This window comes from Actinomadura sp. 21ATH (assembly GCF_041951345.1).
Taxonomy (GTDB): Bacteria; Actinomycetota; Actinomycetes; order Streptosporangiales; family Streptosporangiaceae; genus Spirillospora.
The window spans coordinates 1282023-1299495 of record NZ_JBGNUR010000001.1 but is presented as its reverse complement, the minus strand read 5'-3'; the positions used below and the strand labels follow the sequence as shown (position 1 = coordinate 1299495).

Annotated in this window: 18 protein-coding genes; 5 read left to right on the top strand and 13 right to left on the bottom strand. The window is 71.7% G+C overall.

Annotation, left to right across the window (positions count from 1 at the left end):
* The first annotated feature begins 217 nt into the window (after window positions 1-217).
* On the top strand, window positions 218-421 hold the full coding sequence (locus ACA361_RS06270; RefSeq protein ID WP_375010797.1) for a DUF397 domain-containing protein: 204 nt from the start codon (window positions 218-220) through the stop codon (window positions 419-421).
* On the opposite strand, the gene ACA361_RS06265 is transcribed toward ACA361_RS06270, so the two are convergent.
* Window positions 394-999 carry a hypothetical protein gene (locus tag ACA361_RS06265; protein WP_375010796.1) on the bottom strand — a complete coding sequence of 202 codons (606 nt, stop codon included), beginning with the start codon at window positions 997-999 and terminating at the stop codon, window positions 394-396. The two genes, ACA361_RS06270 and ACA361_RS06265, sit on opposite strands and share 28 nt — an antisense overlap.
* A 294-nt stretch (window positions 1000-1293) precedes the next feature.
* Here ACA361_RS06265 and ACA361_RS06260 point away from each other — a divergent pair, with 294 nt between their 5' ends.
* Window positions 1294-1671, top strand: coding sequence for a thioesterase family protein (locus tag ACA361_RS06260; RefSeq protein ID WP_375010795.1), 378 nt, complete (start codon window positions 1294-1296; stop codon window positions 1669-1671).
* Here ACA361_RS06260 and ACA361_RS06255 read toward each other — a convergent pair.
* On the bottom strand, window positions 1652-2164 hold the full coding sequence (locus ACA361_RS06255; RefSeq protein ID WP_375010794.1) for a GNAT family N-acetyltransferase: 513 nt from the start codon (window positions 2162-2164) through the stop codon (window positions 1652-1654). The genes ACA361_RS06260 and ACA361_RS06255 overlap by 20 nt on opposite strands.
* A 112-nt stretch (window positions 2165-2276) precedes the next feature.
* On the opposite strand from ACA361_RS06255, the gene ACA361_RS06250 reads away from it, so the two are divergent.
* Window positions 2277-3515, top strand: a complete 1239-nt coding sequence (locus ACA361_RS06250; protein WP_375010793.1) for an MFS transporter — start codon at window positions 2277-2279, stop codon at window positions 3513-3515.
* Window positions 3516-3925: 410 nt separating this feature from the next.
* Here ACA361_RS06250 and ACA361_RS06245 read toward each other — a convergent pair whose 3' ends face one another.
* From ACA361_RS06245 to ACA361_RS06235, 3 genes are all read right to left on the bottom strand, one after another.
* Window positions 3926-4807 carry an ABC transporter permease gene (locus ACA361_RS06245; RefSeq protein WP_375010792.1) on the bottom strand — a complete coding sequence of 294 codons (882 nt, stop codon included), beginning with the start codon at window positions 4805-4807 and terminating at the stop codon, window positions 3926-3928.
* Window positions 4804-7350 (bottom strand): alpha/beta fold hydrolase, encoded by a 2547-nt coding sequence (locus ACA361_RS06240; RefSeq protein ID WP_375010791.1) that lies wholly within the window; start codon window positions 7348-7350, stop codon window positions 4804-4806. The genes ACA361_RS06245 and ACA361_RS06240 overlap by 4 nt, the downstream gene beginning before the upstream one ends.
* Before the next feature lie 139 nt (window positions 7351-7489).
* Window positions 7490-8125, bottom strand: coding sequence for a TetR/AcrR family transcriptional regulator (locus tag ACA361_RS06235; protein ID WP_375010790.1), 636 nt, complete (start codon window positions 8123-8125; stop codon window positions 7490-7492).
* 71 nt (window positions 8126-8196) lie between these two features.
* Between ACA361_RS06235 and ACA361_RS06230 the strand changes: the two genes are divergently transcribed.
* Together ACA361_RS06230 and ACA361_RS06225 are read left to right on the top strand one after the other, a co-directional pair.
* Window positions 8197-10815: an MFS transporter gene (locus tag ACA361_RS06230; protein ID WP_375010789.1), complete on the top strand. Its 2619-nt coding sequence runs from the start codon at window positions 8197-8199 to the stop codon at window positions 10813-10815.
* Between the two features lie 23 nt (window positions 10816-10838).
* Complete coding sequence (locus ACA361_RS06225) at window positions 10839-11669, top strand: YceI family protein (RefSeq protein WP_375010788.1); 831 nt, start codon at window positions 10839-10841, stop codon at window positions 11667-11669.
* A gap of 54 nt (window positions 11670-11723) precedes the next feature.
* Here ACA361_RS06225 and ACA361_RS06220 read toward each other — a convergent pair whose 3' ends face one another.
* From ACA361_RS06220 to ACA361_RS06185, 8 genes are all read right to left on the bottom strand, one after another.
* Window positions 11724-12011, bottom strand: coding sequence for a winged helix-turn-helix domain-containing protein (locus ACA361_RS06220; RefSeq protein WP_375010787.1), 288 nt, complete (start codon window positions 12009-12011; stop codon window positions 11724-11726).
* The gene (locus ACA361_RS06215; protein ID WP_375010786.1) at window positions 12008-12481 is read right to left on the bottom strand and encodes a hypothetical protein; all 474 of its coding nucleotides are present in this window, start codon (window positions 12479-12481) and stop codon (window positions 12008-12010) included. The genes ACA361_RS06220 and ACA361_RS06215 overlap by 4 nt, the downstream gene beginning before the upstream one ends.
* Complete coding sequence (locus ACA361_RS06210) at window positions 12478-12651, bottom strand: hypothetical protein (RefSeq protein ID WP_375010785.1); 174 nt, start codon at window positions 12649-12651, stop codon at window positions 12478-12480. The genes ACA361_RS06215 and ACA361_RS06210 overlap by 4 nt, the downstream gene beginning before the upstream one ends.
* A gap of 199 nt (window positions 12652-12850) precedes the next feature.
* Window positions 12851-13054, bottom strand: coding sequence for a DUF397 domain-containing protein (locus ACA361_RS06205; RefSeq protein WP_375010784.1), 204 nt, complete (start codon window positions 13052-13054; stop codon window positions 12851-12853).
* A 21-nt stretch (window positions 13055-13075) separates the two neighbouring features.
* Window positions 13076-13297: a Scr1 family TA system antitoxin-like transcriptional regulator gene (locus tag ACA361_RS06200; protein WP_375010783.1), complete on the bottom strand. Its 222-nt coding sequence runs from the start codon at window positions 13295-13297 to the stop codon at window positions 13076-13078.
* A gap of 38 nt (window positions 13298-13335) precedes the next feature.
* On the bottom strand, window positions 13336-14109 hold the full coding sequence (locus tag ACA361_RS06195; RefSeq protein ID WP_375010912.1) for a hypothetical protein: 774 nt from the start codon (window positions 14107-14109) through the stop codon (window positions 13336-13338).
* A gap of 139 nt (window positions 14110-14248) precedes the next feature.
* The gene (locus tag ACA361_RS06190) at window positions 14249-15325 is read right to left on the bottom strand and encodes a 2-oxoacid:ferredoxin oxidoreductase subunit beta (protein WP_375010782.1); all 1077 of its coding nucleotides are present in this window, start codon (window positions 15323-15325) and stop codon (window positions 14249-14251) included.
* Window positions 15318-17159: a 2-oxoacid:acceptor oxidoreductase subunit alpha gene (locus tag ACA361_RS06185; RefSeq protein ID WP_375010781.1), complete on the bottom strand. Its 1842-nt coding sequence runs from the start codon at window positions 17157-17159 to the stop codon at window positions 15318-15320. Before ACA361_RS06185 ends, ACA361_RS06190 begins: the two co-directional genes overlap by 8 nt.
* Window positions 17160-17473: the final 314 nt, after the last annotated feature.

Genomic DNA, 17473 nt, shown 5'->3' with positions numbered 1-17473 from the left:
GGTCTGATCTATGCGCAGCGCCTACACTCTGACCTTGACAGGGTGCGACACGGCGTTGTGGTGGACTCTGCATTCGGCCCGGGAGTGAGCGGGGTCGCCGACGTTCGCCGGTTGTACGGCAGTCCCCGTCTCTCCGGATATTCCGCGGACCGAAAGGCAGGGCTATCCGTGCGAGGCTCGGTTCCCTGTTGCGGGGGCTCGGCCATCGGAGAGGGGCGTGCGGACGTTGGAAAGGCCTCGGCTGGATTGGCGGAAGAGCCGGTGGAGCGGTGGCGGCAACTGCGTGGAGGTCGCGCGCTGCGGCCCCTCCGTTCTCATCAGGGACTCCAGGGACATCGGCCGGCCGCCTCTGGCGCTCTCGCGTACGCAATGGAACGCTCTCGTACGCGCGGTTCACGCCGGCGTGCCGTTGTCGTCGTAGATGTAGCCGCGGTAGACGACCTGCTTGGTCTCCACTTCGAGCGGGATGAACCTGCGCGGGTCCAGTTCGCAGAGGCCGGTGCAGATCACGTCGTTGTAGAGCGACTCGGAGACCGCCAGCGCGAGGGCGCGGTCGGGATGCTCGGCGAGGTGCTCGCGGAGCGGGTCGGCGTCCAGTAGCCGGGAGACCACGATCGGCCCGTCGCCCGCGGGGCCGAGAGGGCCCGGCACCATCGTTCCGTGGTGGAACGCCACCCGCAGCCGCAGTTCCGGATGCCGGTTCAGGTTCAGCCGCTGGAGTCCGGCCTGGAGCCGGCGGGTGAAGGTGCCGACCGTCCGGAGGATGTCGATGTCGGCGGGGAACGCGACCAGCTCGCCGTCGCCGGCGCCCTGGCGGTACCAGTCGTGGGTCATGAGCCCGGTGAGGCGTGCGGAATCGTCGATCAGCCGGCGCAGGTCGGTCTGTGCGCTGACCTGCTGCCGCGTGTCGAGGCGGCTGTACTTCTCCACGTCGACCCGCAGGAACAGGCGGTAGCCGAGCCCGGACTCCGGTCGCCTGCGGGTTCGCAATCGCACCATTGGCCTGTCCTTGGCGGTGAGGTGATTGCTACCGATTCTGCCCTATGCGTGGTGCGATGTGGGGCAAAGCCTACGGCGGTTAGACATATGGCTCTTTGCCGATAGCACTTGTGGCAGGCGCGTCGGCGTCGTGGCCTGCGAAAACAGGTTTGATCAAGAAGCTTGGTCGCATGGTGACACATGGCATATGGGCTGGTGGCTCTAAGGAGTGTGGCGGCGAGCCCGATTTCGTGATCAGTGGCTTGGGGGTTAGGCGGTACGTTCGGCTCGTTCGCGGGTGTTCAGGGAGGCGGCATGGTGGAGGCCGGGGCTCGTGGGGAAGTCGAGTCGGTGGTGGGAGCAGGCGACACGGCGGAACGGGTCGGGAGCGGGGATCTGCCCGTTCTGGGGACGCCGCGGCTGCTCGCGCTGATGGAGGAGGCCACCGTCCGGGCCGTCCGGGGACGGCTCGGGGACGGGCGGACGTCGGTCGGCACGCGGATCGAGGTGGAGCATCTCGCCGCCAGCCCCGTGGGAGCGCGGGTCGTGGTGGTCGCGGTGCTGCGCGAGGTGGCGGGGCGGCGGCTGGTGTTCGACGTGCGGGCGACCGGTCAGGACGGCACGGAGATCGGCCGGGGACGGATCGAGCGCGCCGTCGTCGACCGGGAGCGGTTCATGGCGCGGCTGGCGTGACCTTCCGCTTCTGGCCGTAGATGTGCACCTTGCGGCCGCGGTACTCGGCGTCGTGCAGGTGGGTGTGGCCGATGCGTTCGGCGACGGCGATGGAACGGTCGTTGCCCGGCAGGATGACCGAGATGACGTCCTCGGCGTCCAGGGCGCTGAAACAGTACGCGAGGGACGCCCGGGCGGCCTCGGTGGCGTAGCCCTTCCCCCAGTGCTCGCGGGACAGGCACCAGCCGACGCCGAGGCCGGGGAAGCCGTGCGGCCGCCAGGGGCCCGCGTGGCCGGCGAAGCGGCCGGTCTCCTTCTCGATGACGGCCCAGTGCGAGTAGCCGCGGATCTGGTGGTGGCCGATGTACGTGGCCAGGCTGCGCCAGGCGTCGGCGGGGGAGTCGCCCACCGTCTCGGCGAGGCCCGCGGTGACCTCGGGGGTCAGCATCGCCGCGAAGTCGTCGAAGTCGTCGCCGGTGAGGGGGCGCAGGATGAGGCGTTCAGTCTCGAGCATGGACGCATTGTGGCGGAGTTTCCGACCAGCGGAAGTTTCCGCAGGTCAGTGCCTGAAATCTCATCGAACATGAGCCATTGCTCAACGTGACCTAGTGCACTGGAGGCCGCCGATGGCGACCCAAGATCCACCCGCCCGTGCCTGGGTGCTCCCGCTCTGCTGGGCAGCCGTCCTGCTGGACGGCTTCGACCTCGTGGTCCTAGGCACGGTGCTGCCCGTGCTGCTGCGCGAGCACGTCTGGGACCTGACGCCGGGCACGGCCTCGGCGGTGACCACCGCCGGGCTGGTCGGCATGATGATCGGCGCGCTGGTCATCGGCGCGATCACCGATGTGATCGGCCGGCGCAAGGCGCTGATCATCGCCGTGATCTCGTTCTCGGTGTTCACCGCGCTGTGCGCGGTGGCGCCGTCCGCGGCGGTCTTCGGACTGCTGCGCTTCCTGGCCGGGCTCGGCCTTGGCGGCTGCCTGCCGACCGCGATCACGCTGGTCGGCGAGTACGCCAGGCGCGGCCGCAGCGGCAGCGCCACCACGACCATCATGACCGGGTACCACGTCGGCGCGGTGGTGACCGCGCTGCTGGGCATCGCGGTGATCCCGGCGCTGGGCTGGCGCGCGATGTTCGTGATCGGCGCTGCGCCCGCGCTGGTCCTGGTGCCGCTGATGATCAAGTTCCTGCCGGAGTCGGAGTCGTTCCTGGCCGCCGAGCGGTCGGCCGAGCCGAAGTCGGGCGTGCGGACGCTGTTCGCGGGCGGGCTCGTCCGGACGACACTGGCGTTCTGGATCGCGTCGTTCATGGGCCTGCTGCTGGTGTACGGCCTGAACACCTGGCTGCCCGAGATCATGCGGCAGGCGGGCTACCCGCTCGGCGCGGCGCTGAGCCTGCTGCTGACGCTGAACGTGGGCGCCGTCGTCGGCCTGGTCGTGGCCGGGTACGTCGCGGACCGCCGCGGCATCCGGCCGTCGACGATCGCGTGGTTCGGCGCGGCGGCCGTCTTCCTGGCGCTGCTGAGCGTCAGGCTGCCGAGCGCCGGCCTGTACGCGGCGGTGTTCCTGGCGGGCTGCTTCGTGTTCAGCGCGCAGGTGCTCGTGTACGCCTACGTCGGCCGGGCGTACCCGGCGGCGGGCCGGGCGACCGCGATGGGCGCCGTGGCCGGGGTGGGGCGGATCGGGGCGATCTGCGGCCCGCTGCTCGGCGGCTCGCTGCTGTCGGCGGGGATCGCCTACCCGTGGGGCTTCTACGCGTTCGCGGTCGTGGGAGCGCTGGGCGCGGTGGCGGTGACGCTGGTCGCGAGCCGGCCCGCGATGGAGCCGGCCGAGGCGGTGGAGGTGCCCCAGGGGGCGCGTGCCTGACCGGAAATGCCCGCAGGGCCCCGCTTGTGGCGGGGCCCTGCGATTTCCTGCTTTCGCCGTGGGGCGTCTCCCACGAGGTTCGCGGTCTAGTACGGCAGGAGGCGGCCGGTGGGGGTCCGGAGGTCGAGCGGGCTCGGTTGACGTGGAGGTTTCGGGCGCTTGACGAGCTGCTGCCGTGCCATGGTGATCATCTCCCCCGCCGGGCCGGGTGTTAACCCGTCGATCGAGCCGATGTCGCGCTCCTTTCGTACGACGCGGGCGCCGCAGGAAAGGTTCGCCGAGCTTATGTCACCGCCTCTGTCCTTTCGACCGATTTAACGGAGGGATTCTCTTGCGGAACGTGCCCGCGGGGGAGCGTTCGGTGAGGTGGAGGGGCGGTGCCCTGGCCGGATCCGGTCACCCGGCGCGGCTCAGGACACCACGTCCTTGCGCTGGAAACGGCGGAACGCCAATGCCAGCAGGACGGCCGAATAGGCCACCGACACGGCCGTCCCCTTGGCCATTCCGCTCCACTGGATCTGCGGCTGGAGGGCGTCCATCCAGGCCCACATCCAGTGGCTGGGCAGGAAGTCGCGCCAGCCGCCGAGCGCGGTGACGGCGTCCAGGATGTTGGAGACGATCACCAGCCCGACCGCGCCGCCGACCGCGCCGAGCGGCGAGTCGGTGACGACCGACAGCAGGAACGCGAGAGACGCCACCACCAGCTGGACGATCAGCGAGTAGCCGACGATGATCGCCATCCGCTCCAGCGCGGTGCCGACCGGTACGGAGCCGCCGGTGGGCAGCTCGACGGGCCCCCACCCGAACACGACCGCGCCCGCGACCAGCGACATCAGCGGCAGGACGAGCACGGCCGCCGCCGCGTACGAGAGCGACACGATCAGTTTCTGGCGCAGCAGCCGGGCCCGCGGGACCGGGGCGGCCAGCAGGTAGCGCAGCGACGACCAGCCGGCCTCGCTGGCCACGGTGTCGCCGCAGAACAGCGCGACGGCCACCACCAGCAGGAACCCGGTCGCCACGAACAGGCTGAACAGGGCGAAGTTCAGCCCGCCGGCGGTGGCGACGTCGACCAGGCTCGGCATGCCGTCCGGGCCCATCTCGTCGCCGCCGATCTGGAACGCGGCCACCAGCACCCAGGGCAGCACCAGCAGGATCCCGAACGCCACCAGCGTGCGGCGGCGCCGGAACTGCCGGACGAACTCCACCCGCAGCGGCAGTGTCCGCCGCACCCGATATCCAGAGCCGCTCATGGCCTCGCTCCGTTCGTCGGCGACCGTAGCGGTCTCGCTCATGCCGGGCCCCCCGTGCCGATGATCTCCAGGAAGGCGTCCTCCAGGCGGCGGCCGGAGGAGCCGACGATCTCCGCGACCGGGCCGGCGGCCACCCGCCGGCCGCGCGACATGACGACCGCGTGGGTGCACGTCTGCTCGACCTCGGCGAGCAGGTGGCTGGAGACGATCACGGTGCGGCCGGCCGCCGCGTACCGGACGAGCACCTCGCGCATCTCGCGGATCTGGGGCGGGTCGAGCCCGTTGGTGGGCTCGTCCAGCACCAGCAGGTCGGGCAGGCCGAGCATCGCCTGGGCGATCGCGAGCCGCTGCCGCATGCCCTGGGAGTACGTGCGGACGGCGCGGTCCAGCGCGGAGCCGAGGTCGGCGATCTCCAGCGCCTCCTCCAGGTGGGCGTCGCCGGCCGGCCGGCCGGTGGCGCGCCAGTAGAGGTCGAGGTTGTCGCGCCCCGACAGGTGCGGCAGGAAGCCGGGGCCTTCCACGAACGAGCCCAGCCGCGACAGCACCGGCGCCCCGGGCGTGACCCGCTCGCCGAAGATGCGGATCTCGCCCGAGTCGGGGTGGATGAGGCCCATCAGCATCCGCAGCGTGGTCGTCTTGCCCGCGCCGTTCGGGCCGAGGAGGCCGAGCACCTGGCCCTTCTCGACGCGGAACGACAGGTCGGCGACGGCGAGGTGGCCGTTCCCGTACGCCTTGGTCAGCCCGTCGATCTGGAGCGGTACGGCGGCCAGCTCGGGGGAGACGTCGTCCTTGGAACGGCGCCGCCGCACGCCGACCAGCAGCCCGGCGGCGATGGCGAGCGCGGCGGCCGGCATGCCCCAGACCCAGCCGGGCACCGGTGCCGGGGCGGCGGTCAGCCCCGGGACGGTCGGCACGGTCAGCCCGGACACGGCCGAGATCCTGTACGAGGCGGGCTTGGCCGGTGTGGCGAAGCCCATGTCGGTGGTCGACACGACGAGCCGGAGCTTGTGGCCGCGGTCGAAGCGGTAGTCCATGGCGGGCAGCGTGACGGTGGCCTCTCGGCCGTTCCCGGCGTCCTCGACGGTCAGCGGCGCGGCGATCCGCCGGGCCGGGGAGCCCTGCCGGGAGGCGGGCCCGACGTCGTACAGCTTGGCGAACAGCGGCACGTCGCCCTCGCCGGTCACCTTGATCCGCACGGTCGCGGCGCCGGTCAGCCGGAGCGGCTCGCGCAGCGGCGCGGTGTCGAACGTCGCGGACTGCCCCGGCATGTCGATCGCGAGCTGCCCCTCGACCGCGCCCGCCGCGCCGAGGTCGCCGGCGCTGCCGAGGGCGCCGAGGCCGGGCAGCGCGGAGATGGACGCGGGCGTCCCGCCGGCCGGGTTGTGGACGGTCTGCTCGCGCCCGGTGAGCGGCAGCGTCCGCGGGTTCGCGTTCAGCCCGGGGTAGGTGCCGGTCGTGGCGGGCTCGACGATGACCTCCTGCGTGGAGGAGTCGATGCCGCCCGCGCGGGTCACGGTGAACGCGGCGGGCCGTTCCTCCGCGGAGTCGGGGGTACGGCCGCGCAGCCGCTGGTCGAACCAGCCGCGCACCAGGCCGCGGATCCGCTCGGTCTCGGGGTCGCCGCCGTCGTGCCCGCCCTGGAACCAGACGACCGAGACGGGCGTGCCGTTGCGGGAGATGGCGCGGGCGTTGGCGTCGGCGTGGTCGAGCGGGAAGAGCGAGTCGGCCTGCCCCTGGACGATCAGCGCGGGCGCCTTGATCCGGCCGGCGATCGGCTCGGGGCTGGACCGGCGCAGCGTCTCGACGGCCTCCTCGGACGGCCGGCCCGTCTCCGCGATCTCCTGGTACATCTCGCACAGGGATGGGAGGAAGCGCCCGCAGGCGGAGCTCCCGTTCTCGCCGGCGCCGCTGGTGAAGAAGATCCCGGCCCACAGCTTCTTGAAGACGCCCGCGTCAGCGCCTTGGCCCGTCCCGTTGGGGAAGAGCGCGTCGGGGAGGCTGTGCCAGGTGATCTGCGGGGCGATCGCGTCCACCCGCGGGTCGTGCCCGGCGGTCATCAGCGCGATGGCGCCGCCGTACGACTCGCCGGCCATGCCGACGCGCGGGTCGCCGGGGCCGTCCAGCTGGACGTCGGGCCGCTTCGCCAGCCAGTCGATCAGCTGCCGGACGTCCTTGACCTCGTAGTCGGGCGAGTTGAGCGCGATCTGCCCGGTCGACTTCCCGAAGCCGCGCGCGGACCAGGCCAGCACGCCGTAGCCGGCGCGGGCGAGTTCCTCGGCCTCCTGCCGCACGTCGTCCTTGGAGCCGCCGAACCCGTGCCCGAGCAGGACCACCGGCGCCTTCCGCGTCCCGACGGGCGAGTAGAAGGTGGTGTCCAGGCTCACCTTCTGGTCGTTCGCGGGCCCGTCGACGACGTCGATGCGCTGCGCCGCCGACCGTACGCGTTCCTCACCGCCCGCCGCGGCGCCCCACAGCAGGCCGCCGCCCGCCAGGACCGCCACCGTGCCCGCCGCCGCCGTCCAGCGCGTGGCGGCGCGGGTTCCGTCCCACCGCTCCCGGAGCCGTCGCGCTCCCCCCAGCCTCATGGTGAGCAAGCCTATGGGCACGGGGCGGCGGGCCTCTCCGCCGTTGAGTCGATCTTCGGTGCCGGGTACTGCGCCCGCCGCCGTACGCGCCGCCCGCCCCTTACCTCCGGGGGAGTAGAGGCGCCGGGCGGAGCGGGGGTCAGCCGAACGGGGCGAGCGCGGCCTCGAACATCGCGGCGACGCGCTCGGTGAGCTTCTCCGGGTCGGTGGCGAGGACGGGGTCGAAGCCGGCCACCCGGCGGATCGGGCCGCCGCCCATGATGATCGTCGTGGCCAGGGTGGCGCGGGCGCGGGCCTCGGCGCCGCCGCCGAGCTGCTCGACCATCGGCCCGATGACGAGCCGTTCCATGTGCTCGCTGAGGATCGCCTGCACCTCGGGGTTGCCGACGGAGCGGTCGAGCATCCGCGGTACGGGGCTGGCGGGGCCGCGGTACGCCTGCCGGACGAAGTGCCGGGCGAGCCGCAGGTGCAGGGGCGCGGGGTCGTCGGTGCCGAGGATGACGCGCTTCAGGACGTACTCGCCCTCCAGGACGGCGCCGAAGAGGGCCGCCTTCGACCCGAAATAACGATGCACCAGCGCGACGTTGGCATCTGCGGCGGCGGCGATCTCACGGACCGTGACGCCGTCGAAGCCGTGCTCGCCGAACAGCTCGCGGGCCGCCTCCAGCAGGCGCCCTTCGGTCGCCTCGCGGTCCCGTTTGGGCTTGGCCCTGACCTGCGGTTCCGGCTCCTGGGACGCTACCCGTCCGGTCGTGGTGTCCACCTGATCCAGCACGGCTCCAGTATCCCCCCAACTTGCAAGTAAACGTCCGACTACATACGATACATGCAGAACACAGATAACTAATGGGCCTACCGGGAACTGAGACAGGGGGCAGAGTGGCTCGGACGAGCGCGGCGGCACCGCCCGCGACGCCGGCGCCGGAACAGGCGCCACCGCGATATACGCACCGCCAGATCATGGAGATCCTGGCCGGCCTGATGATGGCCATGCTGACCTCGATGATCTCGACGTCGGTGGTCGGCACCGCGCTGCCGACGATCGTCGGGGAGCTCGGCGGCCAGGACCAGCTGTCCTGGGTGGCCAGCGCCACGCTGCTGACCATGACCGCCTCCACGCCGCTGTGGGGCAAGCTGTCCGACATCTTCGGGCGCAAGCTGATGTTCCAGAGCGCGCTGCTGATCTTCGTGCTGGCCTCGGTCGCCGCCGGAGCGTCGCAGGACATCGGGCAGCTGATCGCCGCCCGCGCGTTCCAGGGCCTCGGCGTCGGCGGCCTGTCCGCGCTGGCCCAGGTCATCATCGGCGACGTCGTCGAGCCGCGGCAGCGCGGCCGCTACGCCGGCTACATGGGCGCCGTCTTCGGCATCTCCACCGTCGCCGGGCCGCTGCTCGGCGGCTTCCTCGTGGACGCCGAGAGCCTCGGCTGGCGCTGGTGCTTCTACGTCTGCGTCCCGCTCGCGGTGATCTCGTTCCTGGTGATCCAGAAGGTCCTCAAGCTGCCCAAGGTCAAGCGGGACACCCGGCTGGACATCTTCGGCGCGTTCACCATCACCGGCGCCGCCACCGTGGTGATGCTGCTGCTGTCGCTGGGCGGCAAGGAGTTCGAGTGGAACTCCCCGTGGACGTACGGGATGATCGCCGGCGCCGTCGTGCTGGTCGTCCTGGCGGTCTTCGCCGAGCGGATCGCGGGCGACCCGATCCTGCCGCCCCGGCTGTTCCGGAACCCGACCTTCCTGCTGACCTCGTTCGGGTCGCTGTGCGTGGGCATCGCGATGTTCGGCGCGATGATCTACCTGCCGCAGTTCCTGCAGATCGTCAAGGGGATGAGCCCGACCGAGTCCGGGCTGATGACGCTGCCGCTGGTCGGCGCGATGTTCGTCACCTCCACCGTCTCCGGGCAGCTGGTGACCCGCACCGGGCGCTGGAAGATCTACCCGGTCATCGGGCTCGCCTCCGTCGCGGTCGCGCTCTTCCTGCTGTCGCGGCTGCACACCGACTCCAGCAACCTGGTCATCGGCGCGGACATGGCCGTGCTCGGCTTCGGCATGGGCCTGACCCTGCAGATCCTGATCCTGGCCGCGCAGAACGCCGCCGCGCCCAGGGACCTGGCCGCCACCACCTCCGGCGTCTCGTTCTTCCGGAACCTCGGCGGCGCGATGGGCGTGGCCGCGTACGGCGCGATCCTCAGCAACCGGCTCGCCGCCGAGATGGAGGACCGGCTGGCCGCCGCGGGCGTCAGGCCGCCGGCCGGCGACGCCGGCCAGCTCGGCTCGCCCGAGCAGATCCACGCGCTGCCGCAGCCGTTCCAGGGGATCGTGCTGGAGTCGTTCACCAGGGCGCTGGAGATGGTCTTCCTCGTCGGCATGCCGATCGCCGTCCTCGGCCTGATCGCGGTGCTGGCCGTGAAGGAGCTTCCGCTGCGCGGCTCCGCGGGCCACGCCGCCGCGGCGCCCGCCGACGGCGGCCCTGTTCCGGTGAACGCGCCCGCGGCTCCGGCCGAGCACGCCGCCGCCCAGACCGGCCGCCACGCCCGTGGCCGCCAGGACGAACTCGTCACGGTAGGAGCTCCCGTGCCCGACGCCATGTCCCCCAACGGGAACGGCACGGCGCCGTCCATGAACGGCACCCGGCCGCTCGTGCGGGCCGAGACGGCGATGCCGCCCGTACTCGCCCAGGACGGGCCGCAGCGGCCGCAGGACGGCGGCGGCCCGGCGATCCGCGGGTACGCCCGCGACGGCGACGGCGCCCCCGTCCCCTCCGTGGCGCTCACCCTGATCGACGCGCGCGGGCAGCAGCTCGGCCGCGGCTTCAGCGGGCCGGACGGGTCGTACGCGATCACCGCCCCGGGCCCCGGCACGTACGTGCTGATCGCCGCGACCGGGGAGCACGAGCCGCAGGCCGCCACCCTCGTCGTCGGGGACAGGCCGGTGGACTTCGACCTGCGCCTGGCCGGCGGCGGGGGCCTGGCCGGGACGGTCCGCGGCGCGAACGGCACCCCGATCGAGGGCGCGATGGTCGTGGTGACCGACGTGCGCGGCGAGGTCGTCGGCACCGGGCGCACCGGCGTCGACGGCGCGTTCCTGTTCAAGGACGTCGTCGCGGGGGCGTACACCCTCGCGGTCAGCGCCGCCGCGCACCGGCCGATCGCGGTCCAGGCCGAGGTCACCGGGAACGGCCGTACCGTCCGCGACATCGACCTGCCGGCCGGCGCCCACGTCCGCGGCACCGTCCGCAACGGCGCGGGCGAGCCGATCGGCGACGCCCGGGTCACCCTGGTCGACGCCGCCGGCAACGTCGTCGCGATGGTCGTCACCGGCCCGGACGGCGAGTACGCCTTCGCCGACCTCGTCGGCGGCCAGTACACCGTGATCGCCTCCGGCTACCCGCCGGTCGCGACGTCGGTGTCGCTGTCGGGCACCGGCCGCGACGAGCACGACGTGAAGCTCGGCTACCCCGACGAGTGAGCACCCCGCGCGAAAGGACGAAGATGATGGACGACGTCCGCGGGCTGCGCGGCAGTGTGCGTACCAAGGACGGATGGGCGGTGCGCAACGCCATCGTCACCGTCACCGACCTGATGGGCCGGCAGACCGCCCGGTTCCACGCCGGCGAGGACGGCCGGGTGGCGGGCGGCCCGCTGCCCGGCGGCACCTACACGGTGATCGTGACGGCGCTCGGCTACGAGCCCGCCGCCTCCACCCTGATCGTGTCCAGCCGCGGCCCGGCCGACCTCGGGACGGTGGTGCTGTCCCGGGCGGGCGGCGCGGAGCTGCCGCCGCCCGGCGTCTGGACGATCGACCCGGTGCACTCCAGCGTCGGCGCGGTCGCCCAGCACCTGGGCCTGTCCAGCGTGCGGGGCCGGTTCGGCGCGTTCGAGGGCCGGATCGAGATCGGTGAACGGGTGGAGCGTTCCCGGGTCGTGGCGCGGATCGACGCCGCGTCCATCGACACCGGCAACAAGATGCGCGACGACCACCTGCGCTCGCCGGACTTCCTGCACGTGGACGCCCACCCGGTGATCACCTACGAGGGTTCCGGCCTCACCGGGACCGGCCCCGACCGCTGGACCGTCCACGGCCGCCTCACCCTGAACGGCCACACCCACCCCGTCGACCTGGACCTGACCTACCTCGGCACGGGCCCCGACCCGTGGGGCGGCACCCGCGCCGCCTTCCGCGCCACCACGGAGCTGAACCGCCGCGACTTCGGCATCCGCTACAGCCAGATCCTGGAGGCCGGAGTCAACGCCGTAGGCGAGAGTCTCAGAGTCGAGATGGAGATCCAGGCCGCCCAGGGCGACTCCCTCCCGCAGGCCTGAGAGCCGAGTGACGGCCGGTCTCTCCGCGGATCGCCGGAGGGCCGGTCCGCCGGCTCAGGTGAGCCGACTGCCGACGATCTTCTGCAGGTCCTCGATATAGGCCTTGAACGCCTTGCGCCCCTGGTCGCTGAGGCTGAGCCAGGTGCGGGGGCGTTTGCCCACGTGGCCTTTCCGGATGACGACGTATCCGGCGGCCTCCAGGGCGGCGGCGTGCTTGGACAGGACACTGTCGCTGACCTCGACGCTGTCGCGCACGAGAGAGAACTCCGCCTCCTGCGCCGTGGCCAGCAACGACATGATCTGCAGACGCGTCGGAGCGTGGATGACCGGGTCGAGGTTCATCCCGCCACCCGTCCCCTGGACAGGCGCACCAGCAGAGCCTCCAGCGGACGGGTGGTGGCCGTGACCAGGGCCACCGCGGCGAGGCCGGCGAGGAGCTTGCGCCACGGCTGATCGATCCCGTCGGCCAGGGCGTGCGTCCCGTACGCCGATCCGATCATGAGGGCGGCCCAGACCAGGTAGACCGCCAGCGTGCGCGGTGTCCACGTGGAGACATGCCACGTGATCCGGTTCCGGGTCCTGACCAGGACCACCAGGCCGGCGAGGGCCGCGATCCCGGCCACCGTGCCCACCAGGTTGATCCAGAGTTCGTCGTAGTCCAACGCGATCTCGAACAGCGTCACCACGGCGACCAGTCCGGGGATGTACCAGAGCGGCACGCGGTGCCGCTCGAACGCCTTCTGCTGGGTCTGGCCGATCCGCGCGAGCGCCTCGGCGGGACTCAGCTCCTCGCCGCTGAGCCGCCCGCTCACCGCTCGGCCTTGCGAGAGGCCGCGAACAGGGCCGACATGGCGATGACGAGGGCGAAGATCGCGCCTACCGCGGACACGTTGAGGACGAGGGAGCCGTCGCCGCTCGGGACGGTGGCCAGGGCGGCGATCAGCGGGAAGAAGGCGAAGCCGGAGACGGTGTTCCTGTTCACGGGGGTCCTGCTCCTTCAGATAAAGTACTTGCCGCTATGGAAACTACATTCCACTTTCCATAGCGTCAAGTATTTTCTGTCGGCGGGTGGACCGGGTGACGATGACCAGGGTGAGAGCGTTGGCGGCCCGGTCGACCAGGGGGACCCAGGGCGCAGCCCACCGCTCGACCTGCGCACGATTGAACAGTGGCCGGCGCCGCTAGCCGTGCCGTCCGGCTCGGGTCTCGGCGAGGAGCGCGACCCAGGCCCGCGGGCTGAGCGTGAGGTGCCCCGCGTCCGGCGCCTTGCTGTCGCGTACACCAACGCCCGCCGCCAGCTCCGCGACCTCGACGCACGCGCCGCCTGCGCCGTTGCTGCGGCTGCTCTTCCGCCACGCCGTACTGGAATGCGTCGACAGGGGCATGTGGCGTTCCCTCTCAGTCGTTCACGTCAGGTCGTCGGCGACGCGCCGGAGGAAGTCTCTGGACGATTCCGCGGACAGGGCCGACGCCCGCAGGTGGTCTGTCACGAGCGTATAGCGTTGAATGTCGCCTGGTTGCTCCAGATACTGGCTGGTTGTCAGGTCTTCGATGTAGATGATGTCATCCGCGTCCTGCTCAGGGAATGTCAAGTGGGGGACGATGCCCGGGCATGACGGGCGGTTCACGGTCTGGTTCGAGGTGACGCCCGTGAACCGCCGGCGGGTCAGCGGCTGGAGCCCTTGAGGCTGCGGACCAGGCGGTTGGCCTCGGCGCGGCTGGACGAGCCGGTGATGACGACCTTGCCGTCCAGGATCGGGGTGTCCACCCGCGGGACCGTGACCAGGCGCTCGCGGACGACGAAGGCGAGGTCGCGGTTCAGCGTGGCGCGGGTCAGGGTGGCGAACGCGCGCCGGTCGTTGGTGCGCAGCGTCACGGCGACGTCGTACGCGCCGCGCGTGCGGGCCCGCTGGACGCGCAGGTCGGCGACCTTGCGGATGGCGATGCCCTGGCTGAGCTGGTAGCAGGCCATGCCGGACGACGTCTGCCCGGTGATGCCCTGCGTGCCGGCCGGGCACTGCCCCGGGACGGTCGCGGTGACCGGGTAGATGTGCAGGGGCGCGGCCAGCGTGACCGGCCGGGTGTGCATCGAGGACGCGATCAGCCCGCCGGTGACGGCGACGGTGGCGATCAGCAGCCCGAGCATGACGATCATGACGAGCAGCGAGGAGCGGTGCTCGCGGGCGGCCTTGTCCCTGCGGGCGGCGTTCTGCCGTTTCAGGGTGCGGCTGGCCTTGGCCTCGGCCGCGGCGCGGCGGCGCTCGGCGGCACGGGCGCGGCGGGCCCGGGTCTCCTCATCGGGCCCCGGGCCGAGCTGGGCGGTGTCGATGCCGACCGGCGGCGGCAGCGGCCTGGTGACGCGCGGCGGCGGGCCCTGCTCGGGGACCCCGGGGCCTCCCGTACCCGCACGGACCTTGTTGCGGCGCGGCATGACCCGCATCGTCACCTCCCGGCAGCATGATCTCCCAGTCTTTCAGGACGCGGAAGGCCCCCGCAGCGTTGACACGTTTTCGGGCACGCCGAAAGCCCGGCCCTTGTGGGGACCGGGCTTCCCGCGCGTCACGGACCGGCCGGCGGCGCTAGTCGATGCGCCAGGTGTCGCCGCTGGCGAGCAGGGCGGCCAGGTCGCCCCGGCCCTGGCCCTCGACGGCCTCCTCGACCTGGGTGCGCATCAGCTCGTCGTACGAGGGACGCTCGACCTGCCGGAAGATGCCGATCGGGGTGTGCTCGAACGCGGGCGAGTCGAGCCGCGACAGCGCGAACGCCAGCGACGGGTCGGCGTTGTGCGCGTCGTGCACCGCGATGTCGGCGGTGGACACGTCGGCGGTGTTCACCACCTCGAACGAGCCGGACGGCGTGCGGCGCAGCGCCTTCTGCCCCTCGGCGCCGAACACGATCGGCTGCCCGTGCTCCAGCCGCACCGTGATGTCGTCGCGCACCGAAGCGTCCTTGAGCGGCTCGAACGCGCCGTCGTTGAAGATGTTGCAGTTCTGGTAGATCTCCACCAGCGCGGTGCCGTTGTGCTGGGCGGCCGCGCGCAGCACCGACTGGAGGTGCTTGCGGTCGGAGTCGATCGTCCGGGCGACGAACGTGCCCTCGGCGCCGAGCGCGAGCGAGATCGGGTTGAACGGGGAGTCCAGCGAGCCCATCGGCGTCGACTTGGTGATCTTGCCGACCTCGGAGGTGGGCGAGTACTGGCCCTTGGTCAGCCCGTAGATCCGGTTATTGAAGAGGAGGATCTTCAGGTTGACGTTGCGGCGCAGCGCGTGGATCAGGTGGTTGCCGCCGATCGACAGCGCGTCCCCGTCCCCGGTCACCACCCACACCGACAGGTCGGGGCGGGACGACGCCAGCCCGGTCGCGATCGCCGGCGCGCGGCCGTGGATCGAGTGGAACCCGTAGGTGTTCATGTAGTACGGGAACCGCGACGAGCAGCCGATGCCGGACACGAACGTGATGTTCTCCCGGCGCAGCCCCAGCTCGGGCAGGAACGACTGGACGGCCGCCAGGATCGCGTAGTCCCCGCAGCCGGGGCACCAGCGCACCTCCTGGTCGGTCTTGAAGTCCTTCAGCGTCTGCTTCTGGTCGGTCTTGGGCACCAGAGACAGGGCGGTGCGGCCGTTGCCGTTGACGCCGTTCACGCCGTTCTCACTCACTGTCGATCACATCCTGGATGACGCTCTCCAGCTCCTGGGCCTTGAAGGGCAGGCCGCGGACCTGGTTGTAGCCGATGACGTCGACGAGGAACCGGCCGCGCAGCAGCAGCGCGAGCTGGCCCAGGTTGATCTCCGGCACGATGACCTTGTCGTACGAGCGGAGCACCTGCTCCAGGTTCGCCGGGAACGGGTTGAGGTGGCGCAGGTGGGCCTGCGCGACCCGGTGCCCGTTGCGGCGGACGCGGCGCGCGGCGGCGGAGATCGCCCCGTACGTGCCGCCCCAGCCCAGCACCAGCACCCGGGCCGCGCCGGAGGGGTCCTCGACCTCCAGCGGCGCGATGTCGTTCGCGATCCCGTCGACCTTGGCCTGGCGCAGCCGGACCATCAGGTCGTGGTTGGCCGGGTCGTAGGAGATGTTGCCCGAGCCGTCGGCCTTCTCCAGGCCGCCGATGCGGTGCTCCAGCCCCGGCGTGCCCGGGACCGCCCACGGGCGGGCGAGGGTGTCGGGGTCGCGCTTGAACGGCTGGAAGTCCTCCTGGTTCGGCTCGGCGAAACCGGGCTCGATCCTCGGGAGGGAGTCGACCTCGGGCAGCTTCCACGGCTCGGAGCCGTTGGCGAGGTAGCCGTCCGACAGCAGGATGACCGGGGTGCGGTACTTCACCGCGATCCGGCCCGCCTCCAGCGCCGCGTCGAAGCAGTCCGAGGGGGAGCGCGGCGCGATCACCGGCACCGGGGCCTCGCCGTTGCGGCCGTGCATGGCCTGCAGCAGGTCGGCCTGCTCGGTCTTGGTCGGCAGCCCGGTGGACGGCCCCGCCCGCTGCACGTCGATGACCAGCAGCGGCAGCTCGGTCGCCACGGCCAGCCCGATCGTCTCGCTCTTCAGCGCGATGCCGGGACCGGAGGTCGTGGTGACGCCCAGGGAGCCGCCGAACGAGGCGCCCAGCGCGGCGCCCACCGCGGCGATCTCGTCCTCGGCCTGGAACGTCCGCACGCCGAACCTCTTGTGCTTGGACAGCTCGTGCAGGATGTCCGAGGCCGGGGTGATGGGGTACGAGCCGAGGTAGATGTCCAGCCCGCTCTGCTCGCCGGCCGCGACCAGGCCGTACGCCAGGGCCACGTTGCCGGTGATGTTGCGGTACAGGCCGGGCTCGTGCTCGGCCGGCTTGATCTCGTACTGGACCGAGAACGCCTCGGTGGTCTCGCCGTAGCTCCAGCCCGCCTGGAAGGCCGCGATGTTGGCCTTCATGATCTCGGGCTTCTTGGCGAACTTGCGCTCCAGGAAGCCGATCGTGCCTTCGGTGGGACGGTGGTACAGCCACGACAGCAGGCCGAGGGCGAACATGTTCTTGGCCCGCTCGGCGTCCTTCTTCGAGATGTCGAAGTCGGCCAGGGCGCCCACGGTCATCGAGGTCAGCGGCAGCGCGTGCACGCGGTACTCGGCGAGGGAGCCGTCCTCGACCGGGTTGGTCGCGTACCCGACCTTGGCCAGGTTGCGCTTGGTGAACTCGTCGGTGTTGACGATGAGGTCCGCCCCGCGGGGGAGGTCCCCGAGGTTGGCCTTGAGGGCGGCGGGGTTCATGGCGACCAGGACGTTGGGCGCGTCTCCTGGCGTCAGGATGTCGTGGTCGGCGAAGTGCAGCTGGAAGCTGGACACGCCGGGCAGCGTGCCGGCGGGGGCGCGGATCTCGGCAGGGAAGTTCGGCAGCGTCGACAAGTCGTTGCCGAACGCGGCCGTCTCCTGGGTGAAGCGATCGCCGGTCAGCTGCATGCCGTCACCGGAGTCACCGGCGAAGCGGATGATGACGCGGTCGAGTTGCTGGACCTGTTTGGTCACAGAGGAAGACCTCCTCGACACGCAGCACCCGTCCCGGGGGAGGCACCCAGGATCGTGATGCTACTTAGGCTTACCTTCATGGTATGTCCGGGATGGAATGCTCTTCTTCGGGGGGAGGGGGGCCGGAGAGAGGGGGGCAGGGCGGCACCGCCGCCCGGCGACCCGGTCCCTGATCGACCCGTGGCGCCGCGGCCTGGCGGCCGCGGGCACCGTTCCGCCCGTCATGTGACATCCCTCTTCCAGGGAGTCGCGACCCCGTAACACAAGAGGTACCACTTCGCGAGGAAGCGGGCGCGGCTCCGCCGGTATCGGGC

Excerpts from the sequence above, each read along its gene's own strand:
- ACA361_RS06195 (WP_375010912.1), bottom strand. The coding sequence starts at position 14,109 with ATGCGGGTCATGCCGCGCCGCAACAAGGTCCGTGCGGGTACGGGAGGC.
- ACA361_RS06265 (WP_375010796.1), bottom strand. The coding sequence starts at position 999 with ATGGTGCGATTGCGAACCCGCAGGCGACCGGAGTCCGGGCTCGGCTAC.
- ACA361_RS06250 (WP_375010793.1), top strand. The coding sequence starts at position 2,277 with ATGGCGACCCAAGATCCACCCGCCCGTGCCTGGGTGCTCCCGCTCTGC.
- ACA361_RS06240 (WP_375010791.1), bottom strand. The coding sequence starts at position 7,350 with ATGAGGCTGGGGGGAGCGCGACGGCTCCGGGAGCGGTGGGACGGAACC.
- ACA361_RS06255 (WP_375010794.1), bottom strand. The coding sequence starts at position 2,164 with ATGCTCGAGACTGAACGCCTCATCCTGCGCCCCCTCACCGGCGACGAC.
- ACA361_RS06230 (WP_375010789.1), top strand. The coding sequence starts at position 8,197 with ATGGGCCTACCGGGAACTGAGACAGGGGGCAGAGTGGCTCGGACGAGC.
- ACA361_RS06225 (WP_375010788.1), top strand. The coding sequence starts at position 10,839 with ATGATGGACGACGTCCGCGGGCTGCGCGGCAGTGTGCGTACCAAGGAC.
- ACA361_RS06220 (WP_375010787.1), bottom strand. The coding sequence starts at position 12,011 with ATGAACCTCGACCCGGTCATCCACGCTCCGACGCGTCTGCAGATCATG.
- ACA361_RS06260 (WP_375010795.1), top strand. The coding sequence starts at position 1,294 with ATGGTGGAGGCCGGGGCTCGTGGGGAAGTCGAGTCGGTGGTGGGAGCA.
- ACA361_RS06205 (WP_375010784.1), bottom strand. The coding sequence starts at position 13,054 with ATGCCCCTGTCGACGCATTCCAGTACGGCGTGGCGGAAGAGCAGCCGC.
- ACA361_RS06245 (WP_375010792.1), bottom strand. The coding sequence starts at position 4,807 with ATGAGCGAGACCGCTACGGTCGCCGACGAACGGAGCGAGGCCATGAGC.